This window comes from Longicatena caecimuris (genome assembly GCF_018406465.1).
In the GTDB taxonomy this organism is placed as follows: domain Bacteria; phylum Bacillota_I; class Bacilli_A; order Erysipelotrichales; family Erysipelotrichaceae; genus Longicatena; species Longicatena caecimuris.
The window spans coordinates 1,753,739-1,779,670 of record NZ_AP024510.1 but is presented as its reverse complement, the minus strand read 5'-3'; the positions used below and the strand labels follow the sequence as shown (position 1 = coordinate 1,779,670).

24 protein-coding genes, 1 tRNA gene and 1 other annotated feature are annotated in these 25,932 nt (G+C 36.1%); of the genes, 21 read left to right on the top strand and 4 right to left on the bottom strand.

The genetic code is table 11. From position 1 onward, the window contains the following. Positions 1–2 precede the first annotated feature (2 nt). The 16 genes from KJS44_RS08415 (at position 3) to KJS44_RS08340 (ending at position 17,040) form a co-directional block, all read left to right on the top strand. A complete protein-coding gene (locus tag KJS44_RS08415) occupies positions 3–758 on the top strand; it encodes a YlmH family RNA-binding protein (protein WP_008687965.1) in 756 nt (251 codons plus the stop codon). A 13-nt stretch (positions 759–771) separates the two neighbouring features. Continuing rightward, positions 772–1,236, top strand: coding sequence for a DivIVA domain-containing protein (locus tag KJS44_RS08410; protein ID WP_008687968.1), 465 nt, complete (start codon positions 772–774; stop codon positions 1,234–1,236). Further along, positions 1,233–1,441 (top strand) — a binding site (T-box leader). (Overlaps the previous gene by 4 nt.) Before the next feature lie 43 nt (positions 1,442–1,484). After that, on the top strand, positions 1,485–4,211 hold the full coding sequence (gene ileS, locus KJS44_RS08405; protein ID WP_008687970.1) for an isoleucine--tRNA ligase: 2,727 nt from the start codon (positions 1,485–1,487) through the stop codon (positions 4,209–4,211). A 263-nt stretch (positions 4,212–4,474) separates the two neighbouring features. Further along, positions 4,475–5,206 (top strand): TrmH family RNA methyltransferase, encoded by a 732-nt coding sequence (locus tag KJS44_RS08400; protein WP_008687973.1) that lies wholly within the window; start codon positions 4,475–4,477, stop codon positions 5,204–5,206. Between the two features lie 255 nt (positions 5,207–5,461). After that, entirely contained in the window at positions 5,462–5,869 is a 408-nt protein-coding gene (locus tag KJS44_RS08395; RefSeq protein WP_081484681.1) for a type II secretion system protein, read from the top strand. Positions 5,870–5,935: 66 nt separating this feature from the next. After that, positions 5,936–6,706, top strand: coding sequence for a prepilin peptidase (locus KJS44_RS08390; protein ID WP_008687975.1), 771 nt, complete (start codon positions 5,936–5,938; stop codon positions 6,704–6,706). A gap of 14 nt (positions 6,707–6,720) precedes the next feature. Continuing rightward, complete coding sequence (locus tag KJS44_RS08385; RefSeq protein WP_008687976.1) at positions 6,721–7,914, top strand: type II secretion system F family protein; 1,194 nt, start codon at positions 6,721–6,723, stop codon at positions 7,912–7,914. Between the two features lie 17 nt (positions 7,915–7,931). Continuing rightward, entirely contained in the window at positions 7,932–8,843 is a 912-nt protein-coding gene (pilM, locus tag KJS44_RS08380; RefSeq protein ID WP_008687977.1) for a type IV pilus biogenesis protein PilM, read from the top strand. 12 nt (positions 8,844–8,855) lie between these two features. Then, the gene (locus KJS44_RS08375; protein ID WP_008687978.1) at positions 8,856–9,584 is read left to right on the top strand and encodes a GspL/Epsl periplasmic domain-containing protein; all 729 of its coding nucleotides are present in this window, start codon (positions 8,856–8,858) and stop codon (positions 9,582–9,584) included. Between the two features lie 10 nt (positions 9,585–9,594). Further along, a complete protein-coding gene (locus KJS44_RS08370) occupies positions 9,595–10,221 on the top strand; it encodes a hypothetical protein (RefSeq protein WP_008687979.1) in 627 nt (208 codons plus the stop codon). Between the two features lie 16 nt (positions 10,222–10,237). After that, positions 10,238–11,248: a hypothetical protein gene (locus KJS44_RS08365; protein ID WP_008687980.1), complete on the top strand. Its 1,011-nt coding sequence runs from the start codon at positions 10,238–10,240 to the stop codon at positions 11,246–11,248. 26 nt (positions 11,249–11,274) lie between these two features. Continuing rightward, complete coding sequence (locus tag KJS44_RS08360; RefSeq protein ID WP_008687981.1) at positions 11,275–12,243, top strand: pilus assembly FimT family protein; 969 nt, start codon at positions 11,275–11,277, stop codon at positions 12,241–12,243. Between the two features lie 24 nt (positions 12,244–12,267). Continuing rightward, positions 12,268–13,737: a PulJ/GspJ family protein gene (locus KJS44_RS08355; RefSeq protein WP_008687983.1), complete on the top strand. Its 1,470-nt coding sequence runs from the start codon at positions 12,268–12,270 to the stop codon at positions 13,735–13,737. Positions 13,738–13,819: 82 nt separating this feature from the next. After that, positions 13,820–15,493 (top strand): GspE/PulE family protein, encoded by a 1,674-nt coding sequence (locus KJS44_RS08350; protein WP_008687984.1) that lies wholly within the window; start codon positions 13,820–13,822, stop codon positions 15,491–15,493. 8 nt (positions 15,494–15,501) lie between these two features. Continuing rightward, positions 15,502–16,560 (top strand): type IV pilus twitching motility protein PilT, encoded by a 1,059-nt coding sequence (locus tag KJS44_RS08345; protein ID WP_008687985.1) that lies wholly within the window; start codon positions 15,502–15,504, stop codon positions 16,558–16,560. Between the two features lie 66 nt (positions 16,561–16,626). Further along, complete coding sequence (locus KJS44_RS08340) at positions 16,627–17,040, top strand: DUF3788 domain-containing protein (protein ID WP_008687986.1); 414 nt, start codon at positions 16,627–16,629, stop codon at positions 17,038–17,040. A gap of 247 nt (positions 17,041–17,287) precedes the next feature. On the opposite strand, the gene KJS44_RS08335 is transcribed toward KJS44_RS08340, so the two are convergent. Beyond that, positions 17,288–17,968 (bottom strand): peptidoglycan-binding domain-containing protein, encoded by a 681-nt coding sequence (locus KJS44_RS08335; protein ID WP_008687987.1) that lies wholly within the window; start codon positions 17,966–17,968, stop codon positions 17,288–17,290. 250 nt (positions 17,969–18,218) lie between these two features. On the opposite strand from KJS44_RS08335, the gene KJS44_RS08330 reads away from it, so the two are divergent. After that, positions 18,219–19,931, top strand: coding sequence for an oleate hydratase (locus KJS44_RS08330; RefSeq protein WP_008687988.1), 1,713 nt, complete (start codon positions 18,219–18,221; stop codon positions 19,929–19,931). Between the two features lie 42 nt (positions 19,932–19,973). Here the strand turns inward: KJS44_RS08330 and KJS44_RS08325 are convergent, their stop codons facing one another. The 3 genes from KJS44_RS08325 to KJS44_RS08315 all read right to left on the bottom strand — a co-directional run bounded on the left by KJS44_RS08325 (position 19,974) and on the right by KJS44_RS08315 (position 21,276). Then, positions 19,974–20,270, bottom strand: a complete 297-nt coding sequence (locus tag KJS44_RS08325; protein ID WP_117547522.1) for a hypothetical protein — start codon at positions 20,268–20,270, stop codon at positions 19,974–19,976. Positions 20,271–20,397: 127 nt separating this feature from the next. Continuing rightward, a tRNA-Gly gene (locus KJS44_RS08320) sits at positions 20,398–20,471 on the bottom strand. A gap of 127 nt (positions 20,472–20,598) precedes the next feature. Further along, positions 20,599–21,276: a TIGR00266 family protein gene (locus KJS44_RS08315; RefSeq protein WP_008687990.1), complete on the bottom strand. Its 678-nt coding sequence runs from the start codon at positions 21,274–21,276 to the stop codon at positions 20,599–20,601. Positions 21,277–21,387: 111 nt separating this feature from the next. Here KJS44_RS08315 and KJS44_RS08310 point away from each other — a divergent pair, with 111 nt between their 5' ends. From KJS44_RS08310 to KJS44_RS08295, 4 genes are all read left to right on the top strand, one after another. Continuing rightward, positions 21,388–22,356, top strand: a complete 969-nt coding sequence (locus tag KJS44_RS08310; RefSeq protein WP_008687991.1) for a Gfo/Idh/MocA family protein — start codon at positions 21,388–21,390, stop codon at positions 22,354–22,356. Positions 22,357–22,420: 64 nt separating this feature from the next. Beyond that, positions 22,421–23,686 (top strand): O-acetylhomoserine aminocarboxypropyltransferase/cysteine synthase family protein, encoded by a 1,266-nt coding sequence (locus KJS44_RS08305; protein ID WP_008687992.1) that lies wholly within the window; start codon positions 22,421–22,423, stop codon positions 23,684–23,686. 11 nt (positions 23,687–23,697) lie between these two features. After that, positions 23,698–24,618: a homoserine O-succinyltransferase gene (locus KJS44_RS08300; protein ID WP_008687993.1), complete on the top strand. Its 921-nt coding sequence runs from the start codon at positions 23,698–23,700 to the stop codon at positions 24,616–24,618. Between the two features lie 64 nt (positions 24,619–24,682). Beyond that, positions 24,683–25,801 carry an aldo/keto reductase gene (locus KJS44_RS08295; RefSeq protein WP_008687995.1) on the top strand — a complete coding sequence of 373 codons (1,119 nt, stop codon included), beginning with the start codon at positions 24,683–24,685 and terminating at the stop codon, positions 25,799–25,801. Positions 25,802–25,932: the final 131 nt, after the last annotated feature.

Below are 25,932 nucleotides of genomic sequence, written 5' to 3'. Positions count from 1 at the left end.
CATTGCCAATTCATTTTGAACATTATAGGGGTAATGAAAAATTCGTAAAGCGTATTTATGATCTGATAGATCTGATGGAACGCCGCCGTCGAATTGTCGTTACTCCATTTTTTGCGCCTGATGAATGTAACATCTGCGATGCTATTTTAGGGCATCAGATACCGTATGGAAAATCCGGAGGTTATCAAGGTGCAGAACGTTGTCGCTATGCACTTTTACCTTATGAAGATGAACTGGCTGATTTAAAAATAACGATTCTCAAGGCGACTTATTCACCGCAATTTGGTAAGCTTGCACATCCAGATGTTTTAGGGGCAATTCTCAATCTTGGTATTGAACGGGAAAAAATCGGTGACTTAATTGTAAAAGATAATGAACTTATCATTTTTGTAGATGAAGAAATCGAAAATTATATCGTGTGTAATTTGACACGCATTAAACGAAGCAATGTGCATTTTAAACGTTATGAAGGTGAAGTCACTTATGAGCCAAAAATACGGTATGAGCATAAAATCGTATCGAGCCTACGTTTAGATGTACTTGTATCAAGCTTTGCAAATATTTCAAGGAAGAAAGCGCAGGAGCTGATACGTGCAGGACTTGTAAAAGTTAATCATGTAATACTTGAAGAAACTTCCTATTTATGCAATAATAATAGTGCTATTTCCATTCGTGGACATGGACGTTTTTACTTCAAGGAAATTGTGAAAACGACCAAAAAGGATCATTTGGTGATTCTGGCGGGCAAGTATCAGTAGATAGGGTGATGGTATGGACAAACGTATATTTGATACGATGAAAAACGGCTACAACCGTTATCAGGTCGATGATTACATGCAGACGCAAAAGCTCCAAATGGATGCCTTGCAGAAAAAACTGGAAAGTGTAAATCGTGAGCTTGAAATGTTGCGTCAGGAAAAAAAGGTGCTTGAGAATGAGTATCGGAAATTGAATGACAATCTGCATATCAAGGAAAGTGCTGCCAGTGAAATGGCACGTATGGCAATGAAAGAGGCGAATATGATCGTCGACACGGCGAATCAGAATGCAGATACGATTATCAAAGAAGCATTGATGATGGCACGAGGTATTCTGATGGAAATTGCCCGTTTGGGTGATGAGGCTAATGATATGAAAAGCAGTATGAAAGAAGAGCTGCACAAGATTGAGGAAGCGTTGGACGATTTTGAAACACCGGCGATTCCAAAGATGGATTTATTAAAAAAAGAATTATAAAAGCGAAGAAAAAGACATGTTTCTTATCGGTGGATGCAAAGAGAACAGGCGGTTGGTGGAAGTCCTGTGTGAAGCGAAAAGAAAAATCACTTTGGAGCTTATCATCTGAAAACAGTAAGATGATACGGTTACAGCCGTTATCTGTTTGAGTGCTATTTTGATAAGAAATAGAACTAAGGTGGTACCACGTTCACGCGTCCTTAGACAAGGAAGCGTGTTTTTTTTGTTTATGTTAGGAGGAAAATGATATGGAATACAAAGAAACATTATTGATGCCAAAAACAAAGTTTGAAATGCGTGGAAAACTTCCAAGCAAAGAACCAGGATTTCAAAAACGCTGGAAGGAACAAAACATTTATGAAAAGATGTTAAAGAAACGGGAAGGCTGTGAACCATTTGTTTTACACGATGGTCCTCCATATGCCAACGGAGACATCCATCTGGGTCATGCCTTAAATAAAATTTTAAAGGATGTTATCATCCGTTCAAAATTTATGGATGGCTATAAAGTGCCTTATATTCCAGGATGGGATACGCATGGTCTTCCTATTGAAACGGCTATCCAGAAATTAGGACACAATCGTAAAGAAATGGAATTGGCGGATTTCCGTAAACTTTGCTATAACTATGCAATGGAACAAGTAGAAAAACAAAAAGCCGGCTTTTTATCTTTGGGGGTTGTTGGTGATTATGATCATCCTTATATCACTTTAACAAAAGAATTTGAAGCCCATCAAATTGAAATTTTTGGTAAGATGGCAATGAATGGCTTGATTTATAAAGGGTTAAAACCGGTTTACTGGAGCCCATCCAGTGAAACGGCATTGGCAGAAGCTGAAATAGAATATAAAGATGTTAAATCTCCTACGATCTTTGTGAAATTTCCAGTAAAAGATGGTAAAGGAATTTTAGACACTGATACTAGTTTTGTCATCTGGACAACAACGCCTTGGACTATTCCAGCAAACCTTGCAATTTGCTTGAATAAAGATTATACTTATGCGCTTGTGAATAGTGAAAAAGGTAAGCTGATCGTATTAGAAGAATTAGTAGATGCACTATGGGAAAAGTTCGGTTTACAAGAAAAGCAATTGTTGAAGACATTTAAGGGTAGTGAATTAGAAATGATCACTTGCCAACATCCTTTATATGATCGTGAATCATTAATTATTTTAGGTGATCATGTTACTGCTGATGCAGGTACCGGTTGTGTACACACAGCTCCAGGCTTTGGTGCAGATGACTTCTTTGTTGGCCAGAAATATGGGTTACCAGCCTATTGCAATGTTGATGAGCATGGCTGCATGATGAGTGATGCCGGGGAATGGTTAGCTGGACAATACGTAGATGATGCTAATAAGACAGTAACACAAAAGCTTGATGAAATCGGGGCTTTATTGAAGTTAGAATTCATTACTCATTCATATCCACACGATTGGAGAACCAAAAAACCAATCATTTTCCGTGCTACTACGCAGTGGTTCGCTTCTATTGATAAAATTCGTGATCAGTTGCTTGAAGAAATTGACAATGTAGATTGGATTCCTAAGTGGGGTCAGCAACGTATGCATAATATGATTGCAGATCGTGGTGACTGGTGTATATCACGTCAACGTGCATGGGGTGTTCCAATTCCAATTTTCTATGCGGAAGATGATACACCTATTATGGATCAGACAGTATTTGACCATGTGGCGGGTTTATTCAAGGAATTTGGCTCTAATATCTGGTTTGAAAAAGAGGCAAAAGATTTATTGCCAGAAGGTTATACACATCCTGGTTCTCCAAATGGTGTTTTCCGTAAAGAAACGGATACCATGGATGTTTGGTTTGATTCCGGAAGCTCGCATACCGGCGCCATGGTGGAACGCGGTTTAGGTTATCCCGCTGATCTATATTTTGAAGGCAGCGATCAGTATCGTGGTTGGTTCAACTCTTCTTTGATCATTGGTACGGCAGTTCATGGACATTCTCCATATAAACAAGTATTAAGCCATGGATTCGTCATGGATGGTAAAGGTGTGAAAATGAGCAAATCACAATGGAATGCCGTAGCACCTGGAGAAATTACAAAGAAATATGGAGCTGATATTTTACGTTTATGGGCGGCAAGTGTAGATTATCAGGCAGATTGTAGTATGTCTGATGAGATATTAAAACAAATCAGTGAAAATTATCGTAAGGTACGTAATACTTTCCGTTTCTTGTTGGCTAATATTGATGGCGAAAACGACTTTACTAAGGCTGATCTGGTAGATGTTAATACATTGCCTGCTTTGGATAAGTATATGTTAATCATGTTGGCAGATGTCTGTGAAAAGGTTAAAAAAGCATATGGAGAATATCGTTTTGCTGATGTGACAAGTATGCTGACCAATTTGATGACAAATGAATTCTCTGCTTACTATCTGGATTATACAAAAGATATCTTGTATATTGAAAAGAAAGATTCCAACAGAAGACGTCAGGTACAGACAGTTCTATATTATGCGGTAGATACGTTAGTGCGCTTATGGGCACCAATTTTGACACATACGGCAGAAGAAGTTAATGATTTCTTCCATACGGAAGAGGAAAGCATTCATTTGGGTGCGTTCCCGGTAGTACCGATTTTTGAAAATGCTGATGAAATTAAAGAAAAAGTAGCACGTTTAATGCTGATTCGTGCAGATGTCTTTAAAGCATTGGAAGAAGCACGTGCAGAAAAGATCATTGGTAAATCTTTGGAAGCACATGTAATGATCAATGTAAATGATGAAGACCGCGCTTTGATTGAAGAATATTGCGGTAATAAATTTAATCAATGGTTAATTGTTTCAAGAGTAAGCTTTTCCGTAGATGAGTTAAAAGCATATGAGGTTTGTCAAATTGCTGTTGAAAAATGTGAAGGGAAAGTATGCCCAAGATGCTGGAATATCACGGAATCAAATGCTGAAGATGGTTTATGTGAACGCTGTGCTGCGGTTTTAGAATAATCGATAAGGTTGTTTGTCAATTATGATAAACAGCCTTTTTTTACAGTTCTTTGGGTTGTTCTAGAGGAATCATTATTTTTATACGATTTTGACATTTTTATGTTAAAATAGATAAAAAGTATTCATGGCAATAAACATCCGAAACATGATGTTTATCTGAATGATTTAAGCCTTTATGAAAAGGCACAAGTTATTCAGAGGCTTAACAGATTTTAGATATTAAAAACTAGCAAATGAAATTAGAAGAATGAGGACAGAAAACTATGGAAATAACATCATTGACAAATACGAAAATCAAACAGTGGGCAAAATACAAAGAAAAAAAGTATCGAGATGCAGATCAAAAGTTTTTGATTGAGGGTGAGCATTTACTGCAAGAAGCGCATACGGCTGGCCTTATTGAATGTATTCTTGTTGAACAAGGGAAAAACATACCTTATGAACAATATCCCGTATACTATGTTACAAGAGAAATTTTAAAAAAATTAACTGATAGTGTATCAGGAAGTTGGGTAATGGCGGTTTGTCATTTTCCTGAGCAGCAAGCACTCACATCAGATAAGATCATCATTCTGGATGGTGTTCAAGATCCCGGAAATCTTGGTACGATTTTACGCACTGCCTTATCTTTTTCCTATCAAACAATATTGCTATCTAAAAACTCAGTAGATGTATATAATGAAAAGGTTATTCGATCTACACAAGGAGCACTTTTTCATCTAAATATTATTCGTACAGAATTACTTACTGCGATAGAAGAGCTTAAAGAAAAGGGATATAAAATTTATGGAACTTCATTACATGAAGCAATTCCTTTATCACAAGTTCATCCAAAAAAACGTCATGCACTTATCATGGGGAATGAAGGAAAAGGCGTCCGGGAAGAAATATTATGCCAAACAGATCAAAATGTATATATCGAAATGGATACTTTTGAATCACTGAATGTAGCTGTAGCAGCAGCTATCTGCATGTATACCTTTAAAAATAAATAAATGATAACTTTTTGTTATTTTAGTATAAATCAATCTTATACAAACTGCATAAATTAACATGCTATTCTTACAAAACAAATGGAATTATTAAGGAAATTATCCTTTTCCGTTGATAAAAAGAAAAAGTTAGAAAAAAATTTCCAATTTCTATTCTCTTATGATAAGATAGTAAAGAAGATGTATGTCACATTGACATCATAAATAAAGGAGATGTTTAAAATGTAGAGTTTAAAAAGAAACAAGAAAGGTTTTACGCTGATTGAAATCATTGTAGTATTGGTAATTATGGGAATTCTGATTGCTATTGCAGTACCTAGTGTATTGGGATATGTCAATAAGGCAAAAGAGCAGAGGTATTTATCTGACGCTAGAGCATATTATATTGGTGCTCAAGGCATTGTGACCAATAAAAACGGAAAAGATGAACCAGTTGGAGATTATGATTTGACAGCTGCAAAAATTCAAGCAGATGCGGGAATTTTAGCTTCCGAATCTGATATCAATGTCTCAAAATGTACTTTGAGTGGAACAAAAGGCAATGTGAAAATTGAGAAATGTGATTTTGCCGTAAAAGATATCACTAGTAAATACATTTCTATCACTGCAAACAAACAAGCTGAATTTGTTCCGGTTGATGACACTCATCCAATGCCTACAGAATAAAAAATGCTTTTTCAAAGCCTCTATGGTAAATAGAGGCTTTCACTTTATAGAAAGGAAGGGATAAAGTTGGAAAAGATACTTATCATATTTTACGTATATGCATTCTTAATCGGTATATGTATTGCCAGCTTTATCAACGTCGTGATTTGGCGCGTACCTCAAGGTTTGTCTGTGGCAAAGGGTAGATCATATTGCCCCAATTGTCATCATACATTAGCGTGGTATGATTTATTTCCTATTTTCAGTTATCTCCTTTTGAAAGGGAAATGTCGTTATTGTGGTGTTAAAATTCCCATGCGAGATACGATCATAGAATTTCTTGGTGGTGGTGTTGCAATCTTTTGCTTTCATCGTTATCAATTCACATGGGATACCCTTATCATCTTCTCTGTTATCATGATTTTTTTGGCAATAACAATGATTGATTTTGATACGATGACTATTCCAAACGGTCTTATTATCGCATTGGTAGTACCGGCTGTTCTGATGACTATTTTACATCCTGAAATCACGTTGCTTGAAAGAGGTATTGGCTTTTTTATCGTATCCTTACCAATGTATCTTTTAACTTTAATGATTCCTGATTGCTTTGGCGGTGGGGATATTAAATTATTGGCTGTTTCAGGTTTTATGATTGGATGGAAAGGCATACTTTTAGGAGCATTTATTGGTGTTTTAACTTGTGGCTGTTATGCAAGTTGGTTATTGATAACTAAAAAAACACAAAAAGGCGCACATATTGCGTTTGGTCCTTATTTATGCTTTGGAATTGTGGTATCATTAATGTATAGTGAATTTATCATACATACGTATTTATCTATGTTTGGTTTAAAATAAACGAGGTGACGATCATGGCTACGTTTAAATATACTGCAAAAGATATGGATGCAAAAAAAATAACCGGCAAGATGGAGGCAAATGATCGTAAAGAGCTTGCCGCTTTTCTGCGTAGTGACGGCAAATTTTTAATAGAATGTAAAGATGTTACGAATATTGAAAAAAACACTTATATACTAAAATTGAAGGAATTATCAGATTTCTCACGTCAATTAGGAACGATGATAGGCTCTGGAGTAAGTTTAATACGTGCGATTTCAATCTTAGTGCAGAGACAAAAAAATCCTAAAATCAAAGCTATTTATACAGATATCTATCGAAAGCTGCAACAGGGTATGACATTATCATATGCTATGGAAGAGCAAGGAAAAGCTTTTCCAGAATTAATGATTAATATGTATCGAACTGGTGAAACCAGCGGTCAAATGGAACGTGTTGCGATGACGATGGCTTTACAATATGAAAAAGATAATCGAATAAAAGGTAAAGTACGTAATGCGATGATTTATCCTATTATTCTGATATGTGTTACCATTTTTGTTGTAATTGGAGTATTCACCTTTATCATTCCAAGTTTCTCTAAGGTCTTTAATGGTATGGAACTTCCTATGATCACCAAAATTGTAAATGCAATCAGTGAAGCAATGCTTGCTTATTGGTATTGGATGCTTATTGGTGTGTTGTGTATGGTGGCCTTGATTGCAGGTATGTTGCGTGTTGAAAAAATACGATACAAAGTGGATCAAATGAAATTGAAATTTCCTAAATTAGGTAAATTATTAGGAACGATTTATACATCAAGATTTGCCAGAAATATGTGTTCCTTATATACAAGTGGGATATCTATTATTAATGGCTTAATGATCGTAAAAGATAATATTGGAAATAAATATATAGAATCACAATTTGATCAAGTTATTCGCATGGTACGTAATGGTACTTCTTTATCTCAAAGTATTCAAAAAATTGATGGTTTTGATGCAAAATTAGCAAGTTCCATCTATATTGGCGAAGAGAGCGGTAAGCTAGAGGATATGCTATCATCATTAGCAGATGATTTTGACTATGAGGCAGAAATGGCAACACAAAAAATGGTTGCTATGCTAGAACCAATTATGATTATCTTTTTAGCACTTATCGTATTATGTGTTATGTTATCAGTATTATTACCAATCTATCAAATGTATCAGAATCCAACAATTGGATAAAGATGGGAGGAAGTAGCATGGGAAAGGAAAATGTTATTTATATATCTTCACATGGAGTACAGCTAATCAGCGGCTCTAATGATAAAGAAGATATGATCAAAGTGGATGCTTTCCGCGAATATCCGTTAGCAGAAGGTGCTATGATTAATGGTGTTATTACGGATGATACCCCTATTTTGGAAATCTTAAAGGAAATGAGAAGTAATGGGATAACGACTGCCAGATTGTTGATAGACAGCGGACAGATTCTTACCAAAAATGTAGATGTACCTATTTTAAAAAAGAAAGAATTGCTGCAAATCACAAGAGATGAATTATCAGATATTGAAGGCAGTTATGAAGATTTGGTATATGATTACTGTGTGTTACGTCCCAAATATGAAGATGGCAGAAAAGGTGGAGAAATTTTATGTTGCGCGATTGAGCGAAAACTGTTAGTTTCTTATATAGAACTGTTTGAAAATGCAGAAATCACTTTAAAAGGGATTGATATTTCTGTAAACGCATTGCAAAAGTTAACAAATGAATTAGTTGATATGGCGGATAAAACCTATGTGATATCTGTTATTGATGGAAATAATGTATCCAGTTATTTATTTGAGAATAACCATTATACCTTTTCAAATCGTACACGTTTATTTTCTGATCGAGGAACTTATGAATTTATTATGGAAATGAATAGTAATATCTCACAATTGATACAATTCAGCAAATCGAAACGGAGTCAGTATACTATTGAAACGGCTTATTTTTGTGGCTTAGATGACGAAGAAGAACAAAAGGTATTTAAGAATATAAGGGAAAATCTTGATATTGAAGCAAAAGAATTTCCCAATTCAAAAATTATATACATAACAGATAAAAGTAGAGAAAAGGCATTTCAGTTACACGATTATGTATTTACTGTCGGATGTCTGATTAGAAAGTGAGGTGTACCTGAAATGGCAAGTAAGCTTAGTAAGAAAGATATTGATTTGCTTTCTGCTTATAAGCAGAAAAAAGAAACACCTAAATATACAGGAGCTTTAAAGTATGCGGCATTACCATCAGGTATGCTGATCGTAGTTTTAGCTTTATTTATTTACTTTACGTTATCAAATCATCAATTAGAAAATGAAACAGAAGATTTAAAGCAACAAACTACAAAAATACAAGAACAAATTGCGAATGATCCTAACCTAGAACGCTATAATTCCTTACAAACAGTAAAAAGAGATATTGCTGCTTATAAAAAATTTAAAAAAGATATTCAATCCTATCCGGAACTTAGTCAGGATACTTTTGATAAAATTTTATTGGCAAGTGATGTAGATATTACTGTTACTAGCTTTAATTATACAAGAGAATCGCAAATTGTTACCCTGCAAATCGAAGGCACGAATGTAAACTCCACGGAACAATTTGTGAGAAGGTTAAAAAATACCGATTTATTTGCGGCGGTTAATTATTCTGGATATGTACAGAATGAAAAAATACTTGCAAACAATGATACTGTAAGTAAAAAGCAAGACGCTACAGATAATAAACAGACGAATAAGAATGTAAGCGATGCTCAGGCATTGATGGAACTTTTAGAAAATTTGAATAAGACACAACAACAAGAAACTATTAAACAACAACCAGAAACACAGAAAGTTTATACTGCGACTATTCTGTGCACATTGAAGTAGGTGATGAAACATGAAACAGACATTAACAAAACGTGAAAAAGTATTGTTGTATATATTATTATGTATCATCATCGTTGTAGGTGGATTCTTTTATTTAATTATGCCAGCGATGGAAAAACATACGGATTTGCAAGCAAAAAAAGATACTGCAGAAATGGAATTGATTAGTACAAAAGCATCTATTCCACGATATGATGATCTTGATAAAGAAATAAAAGAGGCTAGCAAAGAGTTAAAAGCGATAAAGGCAAAATTTTATGACAATCTGAAAAAAGAAGATGTTGATAAAATAATCACGAAATTAGCTATAGATCATTATTTAGAACCAACAAGCTTGAGTATTACAGATGTTAGTGAAGAAGAAATTCTTAATTATAAGGAAAGTTTAAAAGCCATTGAGAAAAAAGATGAAAATAAAAATGAGGACGGTACAAAAGAAAAAAAGAAAAACATCCTCAAAGTGTATAACATTTCATTAAGCGTAGATGGAACTGTCTTAAATTTGCAGAATATGATAAATGATGCGAATAAAATGAAATCTTTAAAAGTGGCAAGCGTGAATTACAATAGTGTCGTTTCAAAAGATGAAAAATCAAATAGCATGATGGTAACTTTTAAATTATTTATGCTGTCATAAAGCAGGAGGTGAGAATATGAAAGACAATAAAAAAGGCTCAGCTTTATTATGGGCAATTGTTGTCGTTATGGTTCTTGAGATTGTTATTGCAGCCTCAATGACGATTGCATATTCTTACTATAATCGCTCAGTTGAAAAGAATATAGAAAGGCAGGCCTATCTTTCTGCTAAGAGTGTTGTGACAAATGTTACAGAAAATATTCTGAATAAAAATTCAGATTATATAAAGTTAATTCCAGATGGTACAAATAGTGTGACTACGACGATCAATGACGTGGTGAATGGAAAACATACATTCCCAGAAGCATTAGGTAAATTAAAATCATTGACATTGAGTGTTTCTACTAAAACGGTAGATGATGTTGAATATGTCTTTTTAACGATTAGTGGAACTGTAACTTATGCTAGTAAGACATGTACCATAAGTGCGGATTTAAAAAGACTTGTAACTGAATCAAATAAAAATTGGACATTGATTAAATATTATGAAGGCAGTAAAGAAGTTCAATTACCATATAATATTCAAACAGGTAAGGATACATATGATTCTATTGATACAATTTTCACTTATTTTAAGAATGGTGATAAAGCGGCAATGCAAGAAGAGTATAAGAAACATGGTATAAGTGTAACAGATGGATTAACATTTAATAACGATAAATTACGAATTTATATTTATCAAGTGCTTATGAATGGTTCTTCACCAAAGTTGAATATGGATGAGTTTAACTTGCCAAAATCATTAGCTGGTTCGCAATTATATGCTCATGTAATGTTTGGTGTAGTAGATGGCGAGCCTGTCTGTTTCATCTATGCAACGGCAACGGAAAGTGGTGCTGTTTCTGATTGGAAACCAATTTTAGTTTTTGATCCAATTACGCAACACTGGTATTTTAGAGTAAATCAATGGGGGAATAATGATTATCTTAGCATGGCACAATTGAATAGTGGGACTCCCGAAAATAGAAGAATTATATATGATAATTTAATAAGTAGCTTTGTAGAAGAAAATATAGCAGATAAATAGCTTAAAATGAGAAGGAGGTTATAGGTATGAACAATAAAGGTGTTACATTAATTGAAATGATTGTCGCTATCTTGATTCTGTCTATTTCCTCTATAACGATTGCGGCAGGGTTCAATGGTGTTATTCAACGAATGGGCAAAGCTGCTAAAGTTAAAACAGCTAGCAATGAGATGTTTTCCTTTATCGAAGGCAATCAAGAAGTTAAAGATAAAGTAAAGGTGAATAAAAAAGATCAAGATGCCTCTTATATATTGCATGCTGATAATGGTGTTGATGATATAGAAGTACAAGCTACCTATAATGAGTATACAGGTACAAACGGTGCAGATATCGTTTTAAAAGCAATCACTAAAATTAAACAGAGCACCACTCCGTTAAAGGATTTTGATGTATATAAAGATAGTGTAAATATAGGAAATGATCTATATGCTACATTAAATGATAGTGAAACAAAGAGTTGTGGATTAAATCAAAGTACTTGTAAAAGAGATGGCTATAATGATCATGTTTTTAAAAATTTAAAAGATACTTATCAAATTCAACCATTTCCAAATGAACTATTGCCTTCTGAATATAAAAGCCAACCATTTTATATAAATGCGTTTTATGCTTGGGAAAATAAGACGATATCAACAAATTGTAGTAATGAAAAGTTGATATATTTATCGACAACTAATAAATATTATGAATATTCTCCTTATGAATTAAACGTCGATAATATTTCAATTATTTATAATTATTTAGATAATAAATGGTATTGTAAGCCTTCCAATATTACAGTTGCGATTGTTTATGATGATAAGATGTTTAGTGGTGCTTATTATCATGACACTTATATATCTGTAAATGGGGCAACAGAACAAAGGTATGATGATTTTCAGGATTTTATACATAAAGAAGTGAAGAAACAAAATTCAGGTTGGTATGTCTTAGATCCTGATGAGAACTATGATGGTGAAAATATTGATGATTGTTGGATTTCAGTAAATTCGTGATGACGTTAGGAAGGAGAAATAACTATGAAGTCAAAAAAACTTAATAATAAAGGCTTTACTTTAATGGAAATCATTGTGACTTTGCTTATTTCTTCTTTAGTTATGATGATTGCTGGTTCTTTAATTTTGAACTCTCTAGGGTATTTTAATAAAGCTGCCACAACAGATGCGGATAAACAATCTTTAGATCTATTGGCGGATTTCGTAAGAGATCAGCTGTTATATGCAAGTGATGTAAAGGTTTTAAAAAGTAATGAAGAAAGACCTGAGGGAAATGATTGGAAATGGCTTTATGTCAAAGATGGTAGATTAATGCTCGGTCATGTTGACGCAACAGATAGTGAAGCATATAATGATGATTTTTATAATAGACGAATATTAGAAATAAGTGCTAAGGGTTTTAATGAAAATCGACTTGATTTGAAATTCATTTATTATAAGAATAACGATAGCGAGAAAAAAGAAGTATATAAAACTTCAACAACATTAGAACTTTTGAATATGGAACATAATAAAAATGCAAATCCTTTACAGGCGGAAACAAAAAATTTGACAGACCATATTATTTATTACCGCAATGGTGAATTTGAAAATAAAGAATCTAGTGGCGGTGGTGAAGAAGAACCGGATGATACAGATTATGATGGAACTGTTGGAGGGGAAATCGCTTGTAAAAATGACTCTAATACTGATACTTGGAGTAAAGGTAAGAATTTTAAAAAAGGTACTTTTGTTGAGTTTCCTCAGGGCTCTGGCAGTTGGTATAGGGCTATAGTAGATATAAATAACTCACAGAGTGATCCTAATCATAATGACGATGGGGCATGGAAAAGTATTATTTATGCTAGTATACCGAGCGTATGGCAAACTTTTAGTGCTTATGAAAAAGGTGATGTAGTGAAATACCCTGCGAATGGTGGTTATTATTATATCAAGATTAGAGATTATTCTCCAACTGAAAAAGGGACACCATATGCTCCGACAGGTGGACCCAATGATAATGCAACTTGGAAGTATATTAAATATGAAGATATTCCACGGAAAACATGTAAAATTGAAGAAGATACTCCTACAGATAACAGTAGTAAAACGGTAGCGGGTGAATATGAACGTTGCTCAAGTAAACTTCTAGAATGGGAAGGTGGACAATGGATTTATCCAGGTGAATATGTGTACTATGAGGGTCAAATATATCGTTTTATATATCATGTGGAATTAAATTGGGGTCATTTACAAAAAGATCCTCCTGGATCAAATGCAAATAGTCGTAATTACTGGAAAAAAATAAGTGAGGATTTTGATGAATATAGTTCTTATTTTGAGGGAGATATTGTTAAAGATGTTGATGGAAACTATTACCGTGTGAATATCGCCTGGGTAAGTACTGGAGAACATCCTAAAGATATGGTTGCAAAAGGACAAGCTGGATGGGAGTTAATTGACATAAATAATGATACTATCAGCGCTCCAGCATGTAGAACAACTTGGTGGTAATTCTTTTCAATTTCCTGTTCTTTACTTTTCTTCTAGTATAAGAAGATAACAATATCATAAATAATAAGGAGGACGCACTCTTATGAAAAATATACCAATAGGTGAAGTATTAAAAGAATATGGTTATATCTCTGAAGAACAACTTCAAACAGCACTTGCCGAGCAGAAGAAAGATCGATCAAAACGTTTAGGTCAGCATTTGATTGATTTAGGCTTTATCAGCGAAAAACAGATGTTAAAAGCATTGAGTGATAAGTTAAATGAACCATTGGTTGATATGAACAATGTAGAAATCGAAGTCGATGCCGTAGCAAAGATTCCAAAGACTTTAGCATTAAAGTATGATCTGATTGCGATTTCTGAGAATAATGGACGCTTAACGGTGGTTACCAGTGATCCATTGAATTTCTATGGCATTGAAGATGTACGATTAGTTACAGGTATGAATCTTGCTATATGCTTAAGTGAAAAGAAAGAAATTCTACGAGCGATTGATTATTATTATGCGGAAATCAAGGCACGTGAAGCTGCCAGTGTGGCAAATGAAAATGTTGTTTCTTTTGAATTTGATGAAAGTGAATTATTTAATTCTGAAGAAGATGATACACCGGTTGTTAAACTGTTTAGCTCTTTGCTGACAAGAGGGTATAATGCAAATGCAAGTGATATTCATATTGAACCATTTGAAGATAAAACCATGGTACGTATGCGTATTGATGGAATGATCATTGATTATGTTCAGCTGGCAAAGAATCTACATCAATCTCTTATTGTGCGTATCAAGATCATGGCAAATATGGATATTGCTGAAAAACGTGTTCCTCAGGATGGTCATTTTGTTACGACCTTAGAAGGTACGAAGATGAACCTTCGTGTATCTGTCATTCCTACAGTGTATGGAGAAAAGGCCGTTTTACGTTTTTTAAATAGCAATACGCCAATTCTGAATGATACTCAATATGGTATGAATTTAGAAAATTATCAAAAGATGCGCAAGATGATGGAAATGCCGCATGGTATCATATACTTAACCGGGCCTACCGGAAGCGGGAAAACAACGACGTTATATATGATTTTGGAAACTTTGGCAAAACGTCAGGTAAATATTTCAACGATCGAAGATCCTGTGGAGAAAAACATTGAACGTGTCAATCAGATGCAGATTAATAATGCGGCAGGCTTGACCTTTGAAAAGGGATTGCGTGCATTATTGCGACAGGATCCCGATATTATCATGGTTGGTGAAACACGTGATGGAGAAACCGCTTCTATATCTGTCAGAGCAGCAATCACCGGACACTTGGTATTAAGCTCTTTACATACCAATGATGCAATTAGTACGATTGTTCGTTTGCAGGATATGGGGGTAGAGCCGTATATGGTAGCCAATTCTTTAATTGGTAGTGTTTCACAGCGTTTGGTTAGAACAATCTGTCCACATTGTAAAGAAAAGATACGAACAACGGCGCTTGAACGTGAAGAACTTGGTGAAGATGTCGAATATATGTATCGTGGAGCAGGATGTCATCAATGCAACCAGACAGGGTATAAAGGCAGAACCGCAGTGCATGAAATTATTTTGATTGATAAAGAAATGCGACGTATGATATCCAGTCATAAAGATATTGATGATATTTATGCTTATGTGAAAAAAAGTCAAAATTTAAGAACGCTGCGTGAAGAAACAATACAGCTTGTGAAAGATGGTTTAACAACGATTGATGAATTACGTAAAATCAGTGTATACTCTGATTAGGAGGCTTTATGAATCAATTACTTGAAGAAGCTTTGCAATATGCGCGTGAGAATGGATGCAGTGATTTACATTTGAATGTAGATGGTCCGGCAATGATTCGTAAAAATGGAAAGCTGATTGAATTTCCTAAACAGTTTGATAATGCACAAACAACAGAAATGATCTTATCCATGTTGAATGATTTGCAAATGGAACAGTTGAAACAGGGAAAAGATATTGACTTTACGTATGTTGATCAAAAGCATGAACGTCAACGTGTAAATGTATATCGACAACAGGATAAGTTAGCAGCGGCTATACGTATCATTGATAATCGTATTCGTTCTTTAGAGGAATTGATGCTGCCGGATGTTCTTAAGAAGTTAGCAATGGAACCACGTGGTTTAGTACTAGTGACAGGTCCTACCGGAAGTGGGAAATCTACCACATTGGCAGCTATCATGCAGTATATCAATGAGCGTAGAGATTGTCATATCTTAACGATTGAGGATCCAGTAGAGTATTTATATGAACGCTCGAAAGCTTTGATTCATCAACGTGAAATCGGACGTGATGTTGATTCCTTTGATACGGCATTACGCAGTGCAATGCGTGAAGATCCGGATGTTATTTTAGTTGGAGAAATGCGTGATTATGAAACGATAGCAGCAGTAGTTACTTTGGCGGAAACCGGACATTTAGTATTTTCCACCTTACATACGATTGGTGCAGCTAAAACAATTGATCGTATCATTGATGTGTTTCCTCCTCATAAACAGGAACAGATCCGTATGCAGATATCAGGAATCTTACGTGCGGTAATCACACAGCAATTACTTCCAACACTAGATGGAAAAGGCAGAGTAGCTGCTTTGGAAATTATGGTTGGAAATGATGCGATTAGCAGTATGATTCGTGATAATAAGGTACATCAGATCAATTCGCAGATTCAAACAGGGGCAAAAGATGGCATGCAGACATTGAATTTTGCGTTAGCTAAGCTTGTGCGTACACAGAAAATTGGGTTGGATATTGCGGAGAAATATAGTGATGATGCAAAAGAATTACGTCAGTATTTAGGCATGTGAGAAATCATGTGCTTTTTATAATTATGAATGCAGGGATAATATAAAAATGATAAAGGAACTGATTTTATGTATGAAAGAATGCTAGAAAAACAAAATAAACCTACTATAGAAGCAATGAAAGCATATTGTGGAGAAGCATCTTCCTTATTCACAATATTGCATTCATGGTTAATGCAATATTCTGATATAACCTATGATATCGTTTTTCCTTATGGAAATCATTATGGATGGGGAATTGCATTTCGGAAAAAGAACAAGTTGATTTGTAATATTTTTCCTGAAAAAGATGCCTTTACTGTAATGATTCGTCTTACGAATCAACAATTTGAATCCATTTATGATAAGGTAGAATCATATACACAAGCCTATATTGATCAAAAATATGCCTGTGGAGATGGTGGTTGGATACATTACCGTGTGTTAAGTGAGGTCCATGTAGAGGATATAAAGAAATTAGTAAAAAGTAAGTGTCACATCTAGAATAACCACATTTTAAATATAATGGGAAGATGTTATATCTAAACGTTCGATTAATGTAAAATGCAATAGGCTGGATAAGGCTACTTGTTAAATATAGAATGCAAAAAGTTATTGACATTAAAATACTATCTTGGTTTAGACGAGTAGTTTTGCGTTTTATTCTATAATTAAATGCTTTCATAATTTATAAAAAGGCGATGTTATCGCCCTTTACTCATGAAAAAATACTAAGATAAAAAATCTTTTATTAAGGATCAATAACTGTAGGTGTTCTGCCAATACCTACTACTTCATTCACAAGACGTGTCCATGTTCCGCAACCACTTATGCCATCTGCTGTTAATCCATTATTACGTTGGTAAGCGATAAGAGCGGCGCGAGTATTACTTCCAAAGGCGCCATCCAATGTTTGTGTGCTATAACCTAAAGCATTTAAAGCATCTTGTAAAATGAGCACATACACACCTCGACTGCCTTGTCGCAGGGTAGGATAACCAGCACTGCACGCAGGAGTGCCATAACGTTTATCGAAATGAACCCATGTCGGTGTCATTGAAATAGGCTCTACATATACCCAAACACCTAGATTCTTTGCGACATTCCATATCCGATTTCGCTGTGTTTGCGACAATGCCTGACCGACATCAAAGGATACCCCTGCATAATGCTGGGACTGTCTGCCATGCCCGCCTTCCCATATACGTTTAAAGGCATAACGAAAGGGAATGGGAGCGCCATAAGATCGTCTTGTCGCGTTCCAGGATTCCATGGCAGCATTCGTCGTCCATAAAACATTAGAACGTGAAGAACCACGGAACTCACTTACCCGCATGGTATCACCATACACATATGGCATAGTGTCATTTTCACTCAAATCAAAAACTTCTAAAGCTTCGCTATATACATCATAAACGATAACTTTTGCCACATGAAGAACCTCCTTTCTTTCCACTTTATGAAATTTCTGGACAAATGGTATGGGGTAAATCCACAAACTTCCTTGAAAACAGTTACAAAGCAAAAATATTAGCTTATGCAGATATTGGTGATTTCTGAACTTGCTATATTTAAGTATCATAAACAAATCATACAAAAAAACATATATGTATAGATACTTTCCAAATGGAAATGACTATACTTAAATTGTAGATAAACATACAGAAGAGAGGAATATCATTATGAAACAGGAAAATGTAAAAAAACTCATTATCGCAACAAGTGTGGCAGCCGGCGCCGGTGTAGCCGCAGGCGTTGTAAAACGTATGCAAGAAAGAAATAGGGAAACTGCTCGTTGTAAAGTTTCATCAGGACGTGAAGGAGAGCGCCAAGCTTACTTAATTGGTGGAGGTTTGGCAACGATGGCAGCAGCTGCCTATTTACTGCAGGATGGTGGATTTCATGGAGAAAATATTCATATCATAGAAGGTTTACCGATCCTTGGCGGCAGTAATGATGGTGCCGGCAATATGCAAAACGGTTTTGTTTGTCGTGGCGGTAGAATGTTGAATGAAGAAACTTATGAAAATTTCTGGGATTTATTCTCAACGATTCCATCTCTCGATTGGAAAGGGAAAAGCGTTACAGAAGAAATTTTAAACTTTGATCATTTGCATCCTACGCATGCACAAGCACGTTTAATAGATCGCTATGGAGTAATTCAGGATGTTACCAGCATGCAGTTCAACAACACTGATCGGGTGTTGATGACAAAACTTCTGGCAACCCCTGAGGAAAAATTGGATAATGTGACCATTGAAGAATGGTTTGCGAACAGTCCTCATTTTTTTACAACGAATTTCTGGTATATGTGGCAGACAACATTCGCTTTCCAGAAATGGTCAAGCGCATTTGAATTCCGCCGTTACATGAACCGCATGATCTTAGAATTCCCACGTATTGAAACCTTAGAAGGTGTTACACGTACACCATATAACCAATATGAATCCGTCATTCTTCCTTTAAAGGCATATTTGGATGGCTTTGGTGTTGATTTTAGCATCAAGGCAGTTGTGAAGGATATTGATTTTAAAGAGGATGCCATTACAGTTACTGACATTCATCTCAATGAAAATGGCAGAGAGCGTACCATTCATCTAAATGAAGAAGATATTTGTATCATGACCAATGGCTGTATGACTGATAATGCTACTTTAGGCGACTATCATCACGCTCCAGCGTTTACCCCGGATGCCCCTATGAGTGGAGAATTATGGCGTAAGGTTGCTGAAAAGAAACCTTCACTAGGTGATCCAACACCATTCTTTGGCAAACCTGAGGAAACAAATTGGGAAAGTTTCACAGTCACGATGAAAGGTAATAAGCTGTTAAAGATGATTGAGCAATTCTCAGGGAATATCCCAGGCAGCGGAGCGTTAATGACATTTAAAGACTCTAGCTGGCTGATGAGCATTGTAGTTGCCGCACAACCGCATTTTAAAGCACAAGATGCGGATACCACGATTTTCTGGGGCTATGGTCTCTATACCAAGGCAATTGGAGATTATGTTAAAAAACCTATGCGGGAATGTACAGGAGAAGAACTGTTGCTTGAGTTATTAGGACATCTGCATTTTGAAAAGGATACGAAGGATATTCTTGAAACTGTAGTGAATGTCATTCCTTGCATGATGCCATACATTGATTCCCAATTCCAACCACGTGCGAAATCTGATCGTCCACTGGTTGTGCCTGAAGGTTCTACAAACTTTGCGATGATTTCTCAGTTTGTTGAGATTCCAGAGGATATGGTCTTTACTGAAGAATACAGCGTCCGTGCAGCACGTATTGCTGTGTATACGTTGTTAGGCATTGATAAGAAGATATGTCCGGTAACACCATACAATAGAAATCCCAAAGTATTAGCAGTAGCAGCAAAAACAATGTTGCGTTAATAAAAAAAGACACCGGTGAAGCTAACCTTTATCGGTGTTTTCTCATGCAATGATTTGAATCTTTACATCATAGGTATGTGAAGATTGTTTGATATGTAGGATATAGTTGCCGGTTTTATCTGTGTTGACTTGGGACATGTCCATTTCTACTTTTTTGGGATTGGTGATGCCTTTTACATAATAAGTTGCTTTCTTTGGCAAGACTTCACCTTTATGAAAGGTAAAAACTTTTTGGCGGGCAGCCAAAGCTTTCCCATTGGCACCTACACCAATCATATAGATTAGTAACAATAGGACAACACCAACGCCTATATAAAACCAAGTCTGTTTTCTTTTCATCTTTATCACCATGCCTATTGTATCGCAAATAAGGGTAAAATACTATGATGAAATCGATGAAGCAAAAGAAATATGATGAAAGTAGAAAATAAAAACGATGATAGGAATCATCGCTTATCGTTCTTAATGGAGCGGGTGATGAGAATCGAACTCACGTAGTCAGCTTGGAAGGCTGAAGTTCTACCATTGAACTACACCCGCATCTTGATTGCGTTAATAATATACAATATTTTTGTGAATTTGACAATACCTTTTTGTAAAAAAGAACCATCTATATTCGCAAAAGAAAAAGCCATCAGGATAGATGGCTTTGAAAGGAAGCATTGTTTTATTGATGTGGTACAATATCGATGATACGATCAGCTAAGACTGAGAATGGCATGGTTTGTAACCATACTTTGCCCGGACCTTTACAGGTTGCCAAGAAGAAACCTTCACCACTTAAAAACTTATTTTTTAAACCTTTTACTGTTGTGATATCAAAATCTACATGCTCTTCAAACATCGCGATATAGCCTTGATCGATCTTTAACAGCTGTCCTGGTTGTAACTCTTTCTCCACAATATCGCCATCAATTTCTAAGAAGGCGGTTCCCGGTCCTATCAGTTTTTGTAGGATAAAACCTTCTCCGCCAAAGAAACCGGCTCCTAAACGTTTACGGAAGAATGGTTGCAAGGTGACACTGTCTTCCGCAGCTAGAAAGGCTGTTTTCTGAATGATGATGCATTCTCCATCACATAAGGTAATGGGTAAGATCTTACCGGGGAAACTAGAGCCAAAGGCAATTTCACTATTATCGTTGCCGGCAGTATAGGTTGTTAAGAAAATGGATTCACCAGCCATAGCTCGGCCTAATCCTTTTAGTAAACCACCACGTGTATTCGCATACATTTCAAATCCATCATCCATCCAGCACATGCCACCGGATTCGGTAAATACTTTTTCATCTTTTTGTAAATGACAAACAACAACCGGTAATTGCCCGCCTTTGATTTCATATTCCATTTTAAAAGCCTCCTTTTTTTTCATTATAACAAAGAATCAAACATATGAAAATGACTTCTTTACGAGTTGTATCTCCTTGCGTTACAATAAAGGAAAAGGAAGGTAACGTCTATGAAAAATATCGGTATCATGGGATTAGGAAAGATTTCACATCGTGTTGCAAAGGGGATTGCCTATGCACACAATGCACAGCTATATGCGGTAGCATCGCGAAATATCGCACACGCTCAAGATTTTCAAAAACAACATCCTTGCCCCAAAGCCTATGGGAGCTATGAGGAATTGCTGCATGATCCTCAGGTAGATATGGTGTATATCTGTACCCCTAATTATTTGCATTATACACATATCATGGCATGCTTACAGCATCATAAGCATGTAGTATGTGAAAAACCATTTGTTGCTAATCATGAGCAAGTAGTGGAGTGTTTTACCTTTGCGAAAAAACAAGGATGTTTTTTAATGGAGGCAGAAAAAACGATTTTTACTCCTTTAAATCAGACCATTCAACAAATGATACAGGATGGAGCAATCGGGCAATTGCGCTATATTGAGGCAAGTTATGGTTATGATCTTGGTAAGGAAAATATGCCGGATGATTTTTGGGGCTATCGTCAAGAGGATGGGGGCTGTAGTTATGATGTCGGTGTATACCCATTGGTTTATGCAAACTTTTTTGCCAATAGCAGGCTTGTATCCTGCAAAGATATGGTCCATCTTACGCAAAAAGGGTATGATGATTTTATGCAATGCTTATTACAATATGAAAATGGCATCATGGCTAGTATTCGCAGCTGTTGGAATATGACAGTTGAAAATAAGGGGTTTTTATATGGAGATAACGGCTATATCGTTTGTGAGAATTTTTGGAAGAACACCGAGGCACTTCTTGTGAAAGAGGATGGGCAAGAGAAGATTCAAGTTTGTATGGAGAGTGATTTTACACCGGAAATCGAACATGCTGTAGATTGCATGGAACAAGGACTATTGGAAAGTCCGCTAATGTCACAGGCAGCCAGTATGGAGGTCATGCGGGTATTGGATCAGATCAAAGGAAGAACCTGTGTAGGAGTGAAATAAAAATAGATTGAATAATGAAAGAAATGATAGTAAAATTAAACATATGAAAATTGGAGGAGCGTTTATGAAAATAGAAACAAAATGCTTACATGCAGGGTATGAACCAAAGAATGGGGAACCACGTGTATTGCCCATTTATCAAAGTACGACATATAAATATGATTCAACTGATTTTGTAGGACAATTATTTGATCTAACAGCAGAAGGGCATATGTATTCACGTATTTCCAATCCTACTGTAGATGCAGTAGAAAAAAAGATTGCCGCATTGGAAGGCGGTATCGGTGCACTATGTACAACAAGTGGACAGAGTGCTTCTTTCATAGCTTTGATGAATTTGTTGGAAAGCGGAGATCATGTGATTTCTTCTTCAACGATTTATGGCGGAACGGTGAATTTATTTGCCATTACTTTGAAGAAGTTTGGCATTGAAGTTACCTTTGTTGACCCGGATGCACAGCCAGCCGAAATTGAAGCTGCTTTTCGTCCGAATACCAAGGCCGTTTTTGGTGAGATCATGGCGAATCCGGCCATGAATGTGTTGGACATTGAAAAGTTTGCCAAACTAGCACATGCCCATGATGTACCTTTATTAATTGATAATACATTTGCTACACCGATTTTGTGCCGTCCATTTGCATGGGGTGCCGATATCGTAATCCATTCAACGACAAAATATATGGATGGACATGCCTTGCAGGTAGGCGGTGTGATCGTAGATAGTGGGAACTTTCCTTGGGATAATGGAAAATTTCCTGGCTTAAGCACACCGGATGAATCTTATCATGGTATTGTTTATACCGAAAGCTTTGGTAAGGCTGCTTATATTACCAAAGCACGCGTACAGCTGATGCGTGATTTAGGTTGCTATCCAGCTGCCCATTCTGCTTTCCTATTAAACCTAGGCTTAGAAACACTGGCTTTGCGCATGGAGCGTCATTGTGCAAATGCCCAGAAAGTGGCTGCATATTTAGAAAGTCAGGAAGCTGTTGAATTTGTAAACTATCCAGGCTTAAAAAGTTCTAAATACTATACTTTGGCACAGAAATATCTGCCAAATGGCTGTTGTGGAGTTATTTCCTTTTCCATTAAAGGGGGAAGGGAGCGCGCCGCTGCCTTTATCGATCATTTACAACTCGCTTCTTTGGAAGTCCATGTAGCCGATATTCGTACCTGTGTCTTGCATCCGGCAAGCTCAACACATCGTCAGTTAAGTGATGAACAGTTGGTAAATTGCGGTATTACCCCAGGCTTGATACGTTTATCATGCGGTATTGAAAATGTGGAAGATATCTTAGATGATCTGAAACAAGCCTTTGCGCAAATTTAGGGTGATTTGGTATGCCAATTAATATACTAAATGGATTGCCTGCTAAGGAGATTTTGGAAAGTGAAAAAATCTTTGCCTTAGAAGAGGATGTTGCCCGAAAACAAGATATTCGTCCATTGCGCATTGCTATTTTAAATCTGATGCCGAAAAAGATTGAAACAGAAACGCAGATCTTGCGTTTGATCAGTAAATCACCTTTACAGGTAGATATTGACTTTATGAAGGTCAGCAACCATGTTTCTAAGAATACCAGTGCCGATCATTTATTGAAATTTTATGATGATTTTTCCATGTTGAAGGAGAACCATTACGATGGTCTTATTATTACCGGAGCACCGGTAGAACATTTAGAATATGAAGATGTGGATTATTGGCAAGAGCTTTGTACGATCATGGAATGGAGCAAATCCCATGTTTATTCCACCGTGCATATCTGTTGGGGTGCGCAGGCAGGCTTATATTATCATTATGGGATCCAAAAGCATTTACTTCCACATAAAGTATTTGGTATCTTCCCGCAGCTCTTGTGTGATGAATATAACTTTTTGACCAATGGCTTTGATGAGGTACATATGACACCGCATTCTCGCCATACAGCGATTGATGAAGAAGCTTTAGCAGAGGTCAAGGAACTGGAAGTTTTATCACGCTCTAATACAACAGGCTCTAATATTATTGCTACACGTGATTTTCGCCGTATCTTCATTATGGGGCATTTAGAATATGGAAAGGATACCTTAGCACAGGAGTATTTCCGTGATCTGAACCAGGGCAAAGAAATTCAGATTCCATATAATTATTTTCCTGAAGATGATCCTAGCAAAGAGCCGCTTTTTAAATGGCGTGCCCATGCCAATTTGCTTTATCGCAACTGGCTGAATTATGTATACCAAATGACACCATTTGACCTAAAGGAATTGACAACAGGATGAAATAGTCCTGTTTTCTTTTAAAATTTCATAGTATAATGATAAAAAAAGTAGGAGGTATTTTCACATGGAATATAGAGAGATGAAACATGGATATACACCATCTTTATTAGGATTTGGCTGTATGCGTTTTCCAACGAACAAGGATGGCAGCATTGATGAGAAACAAGCAACGAAAATGTTGGATACAGCCATTGCCCATGGAGTGACGTATATTGATACGGCTTTTCCTTACCATCATGGTGATAGTGAACCTTTTGTGGGCAGGGTGCTGAAAAAATATCCACGTGATAGTTTTTACCTGACAACCAAACTTCCTTTATGGGATCTTACTTCTTTAGATGATGCAAAGGTAATGTTTGAGAAACAGCTTGCGCGTTTAGATGTAGACTATGTTGATTTTTATTTGTTACATGCCTTAGACAAAGCAAAATGGGAAAAGGCAAAACAATTAGGTATTGTGAGCTATTGTGAGGAATTAAAGCAAGCAGGAAAGATTCGCAATTTTGGTTTTTCTTTTCATGATAGTTATGAGGTCTTTGAAGAAATTCTAACTTATCGTGCTTGGGATTTTTGTCAGATTCAATATAATTATGTAGATACAGATGTACAGGCCGGAGATCGTGGCTATGCTTTAGCTGAGCAGCTAGGGATTCCAATGGTCATTATGGAACCAATCAAGGGTGGTTCATTATCTTATTTGCCAGAAGATATCGCTGCCGAAATGAAGGCATACGCTCCAGAAAAAAGCATTTCTTCTTGGGCATTGCGTTGGGTTGCCAGCAAACCAAATGTGAAGGTTGTCTTAAGTGGCATGTCTAGCATGGAACAGGTCTTGGATAATCTTTCCACCTTCGAGCAATTCACACCATTGCAAGAGGAAGAACGTCAGTTGGTTGAAAGAGCAGCGAAGAAGATCAAAGAGCGTACCCGCAATGGCTGTACCGGATGTAGTTATTGTATGCCTTGCCCTTTCGGTGTAGATATTCCTAAAAATTTCAAATTGTGGAATGAGTATGCTAAATATGCCTTTGCACAAAAAACCAAAGATGCGTATACTAGTATGAAGGAAGAAGAAAAAGCTAGTCATTGTCAACAATGTGGAAAGTGTGAAACGCTATGTCCGCAAGCCTTAACTATTCGTAAGGATCTAAAATGTTTAGATGAGGAATTAACTAATTTATAAACCGATAAGATATTTGCAAACATCTCTTGCAGATATCTTTTTTATTATATACGAATTCTCTATGTTTTTGTCTTAAGTTATACAACCTAGCTGCATTTGTACATATCTTATTCTATGTCTAGGTATTTGCC

What these genes read in the sequence shown, in the direction of transcription:
- KJS44_RS08315 (WP_008687990.1), bottom strand. Translation starts at nt 21,276, where the DNA reads ATGGAATATGAAATCAAAGGCGGGCAATTACCGGTTGTTGTTTGTCAT.
- KJS44_RS08330 (WP_008687988.1), top strand. Translation starts at nt 18,219, where the DNA reads ATGAAACAGGAAAATGTAAAAAAACTCATTATCGCAACAAGTGTGGCA.
- KJS44_RS08410 (WP_008687968.1), top strand. Translation starts at nt 772, where the DNA reads ATGGACAAACGTATATTTGATACGATGAAAAACGGCTACAACCGTTAT.
- KJS44_RS08325 (WP_117547522.1), bottom strand. Translation starts at nt 20,270, where the DNA reads ATGAAAAGAAAACAGACTTGGTTTTATATAGGCGTTGGTGTTGTCCTA.
- KJS44_RS08360 (WP_008687981.1), top strand. Translation starts at nt 11,275, where the DNA reads ATGAACAATAAAGGTGTTACATTAATTGAAATGATTGTCGCTATCTTG.
- KJS44_RS08375 (WP_008687978.1), top strand. Translation starts at nt 8,856, where the DNA reads ATGGCAAGTAAGCTTAGTAAGAAAGATATTGATTTGCTTTCTGCTTAT.
- KJS44_RS08340 (WP_008687986.1), top strand. Translation starts at nt 16,627, where the DNA reads ATGTATGAAAGAATGCTAGAAAAACAAAATAAACCTACTATAGAAGCA.
- KJS44_RS08365 (WP_008687980.1), top strand. Translation starts at nt 10,238, where the DNA reads ATGAAAGACAATAAAAAAGGCTCAGCTTTATTATGGGCAATTGTTGTC.
- ileS (WP_008687970.1), top strand. Translation starts at nt 1,485, where the DNA reads ATGGAATACAAAGAAACATTATTGATGCCAAAAACAAAGTTTGAAATG.
- KJS44_RS08370 (WP_008687979.1), top strand. Translation starts at nt 9,595, where the DNA reads ATGAAACAGACATTAACAAAACGTGAAAAAGTATTGTTGTATATATTA.
- KJS44_RS08400 (WP_008687973.1), top strand. Translation starts at nt 4,475, where the DNA reads ATGGAAATAACATCATTGACAAATACGAAAATCAAACAGTGGGCAAAA.
- KJS44_RS08295 (WP_008687995.1), top strand. Translation starts at nt 24,683, where the DNA reads ATGGAATATAGAGAGATGAAACATGGATATACACCATCTTTATTAGGA.
- KJS44_RS08305 (WP_008687992.1), top strand. Translation starts at nt 22,421, where the DNA reads ATGAAAATAGAAACAAAATGCTTACATGCAGGGTATGAACCAAAGAAT.
- KJS44_RS08355 (WP_008687983.1), top strand. Translation starts at nt 12,268, where the DNA reads ATGAAGTCAAAAAAACTTAATAATAAAGGCTTTACTTTAATGGAAATC.
- KJS44_RS08385 (WP_008687976.1), top strand. Translation starts at nt 6,721, where the DNA reads ATGGCTACGTTTAAATATACTGCAAAAGATATGGATGCAAAAAAAATA.
- KJS44_RS08300 (WP_008687993.1), top strand. Translation starts at nt 23,698, where the DNA reads ATGCCAATTAATATACTAAATGGATTGCCTGCTAAGGAGATTTTGGAA.
- KJS44_RS08350 (WP_008687984.1), top strand. Translation starts at nt 13,820, where the DNA reads ATGAAAAATATACCAATAGGTGAAGTATTAAAAGAATATGGTTATATC.
- pilM (WP_008687977.1), top strand. Translation starts at nt 7,932, where the DNA reads ATGGGAAAGGAAAATGTTATTTATATATCTTCACATGGAGTACAGCTA.
- KJS44_RS08310 (WP_008687991.1), top strand. Translation starts at nt 21,388, where the DNA reads ATGAAAAATATCGGTATCATGGGATTAGGAAAGATTTCACATCGTGTT.
- KJS44_RS08345 (WP_008687985.1), top strand. Translation starts at nt 15,502, where the DNA reads ATGAATCAATTACTTGAAGAAGCTTTGCAATATGCGCGTGAGAATGGA.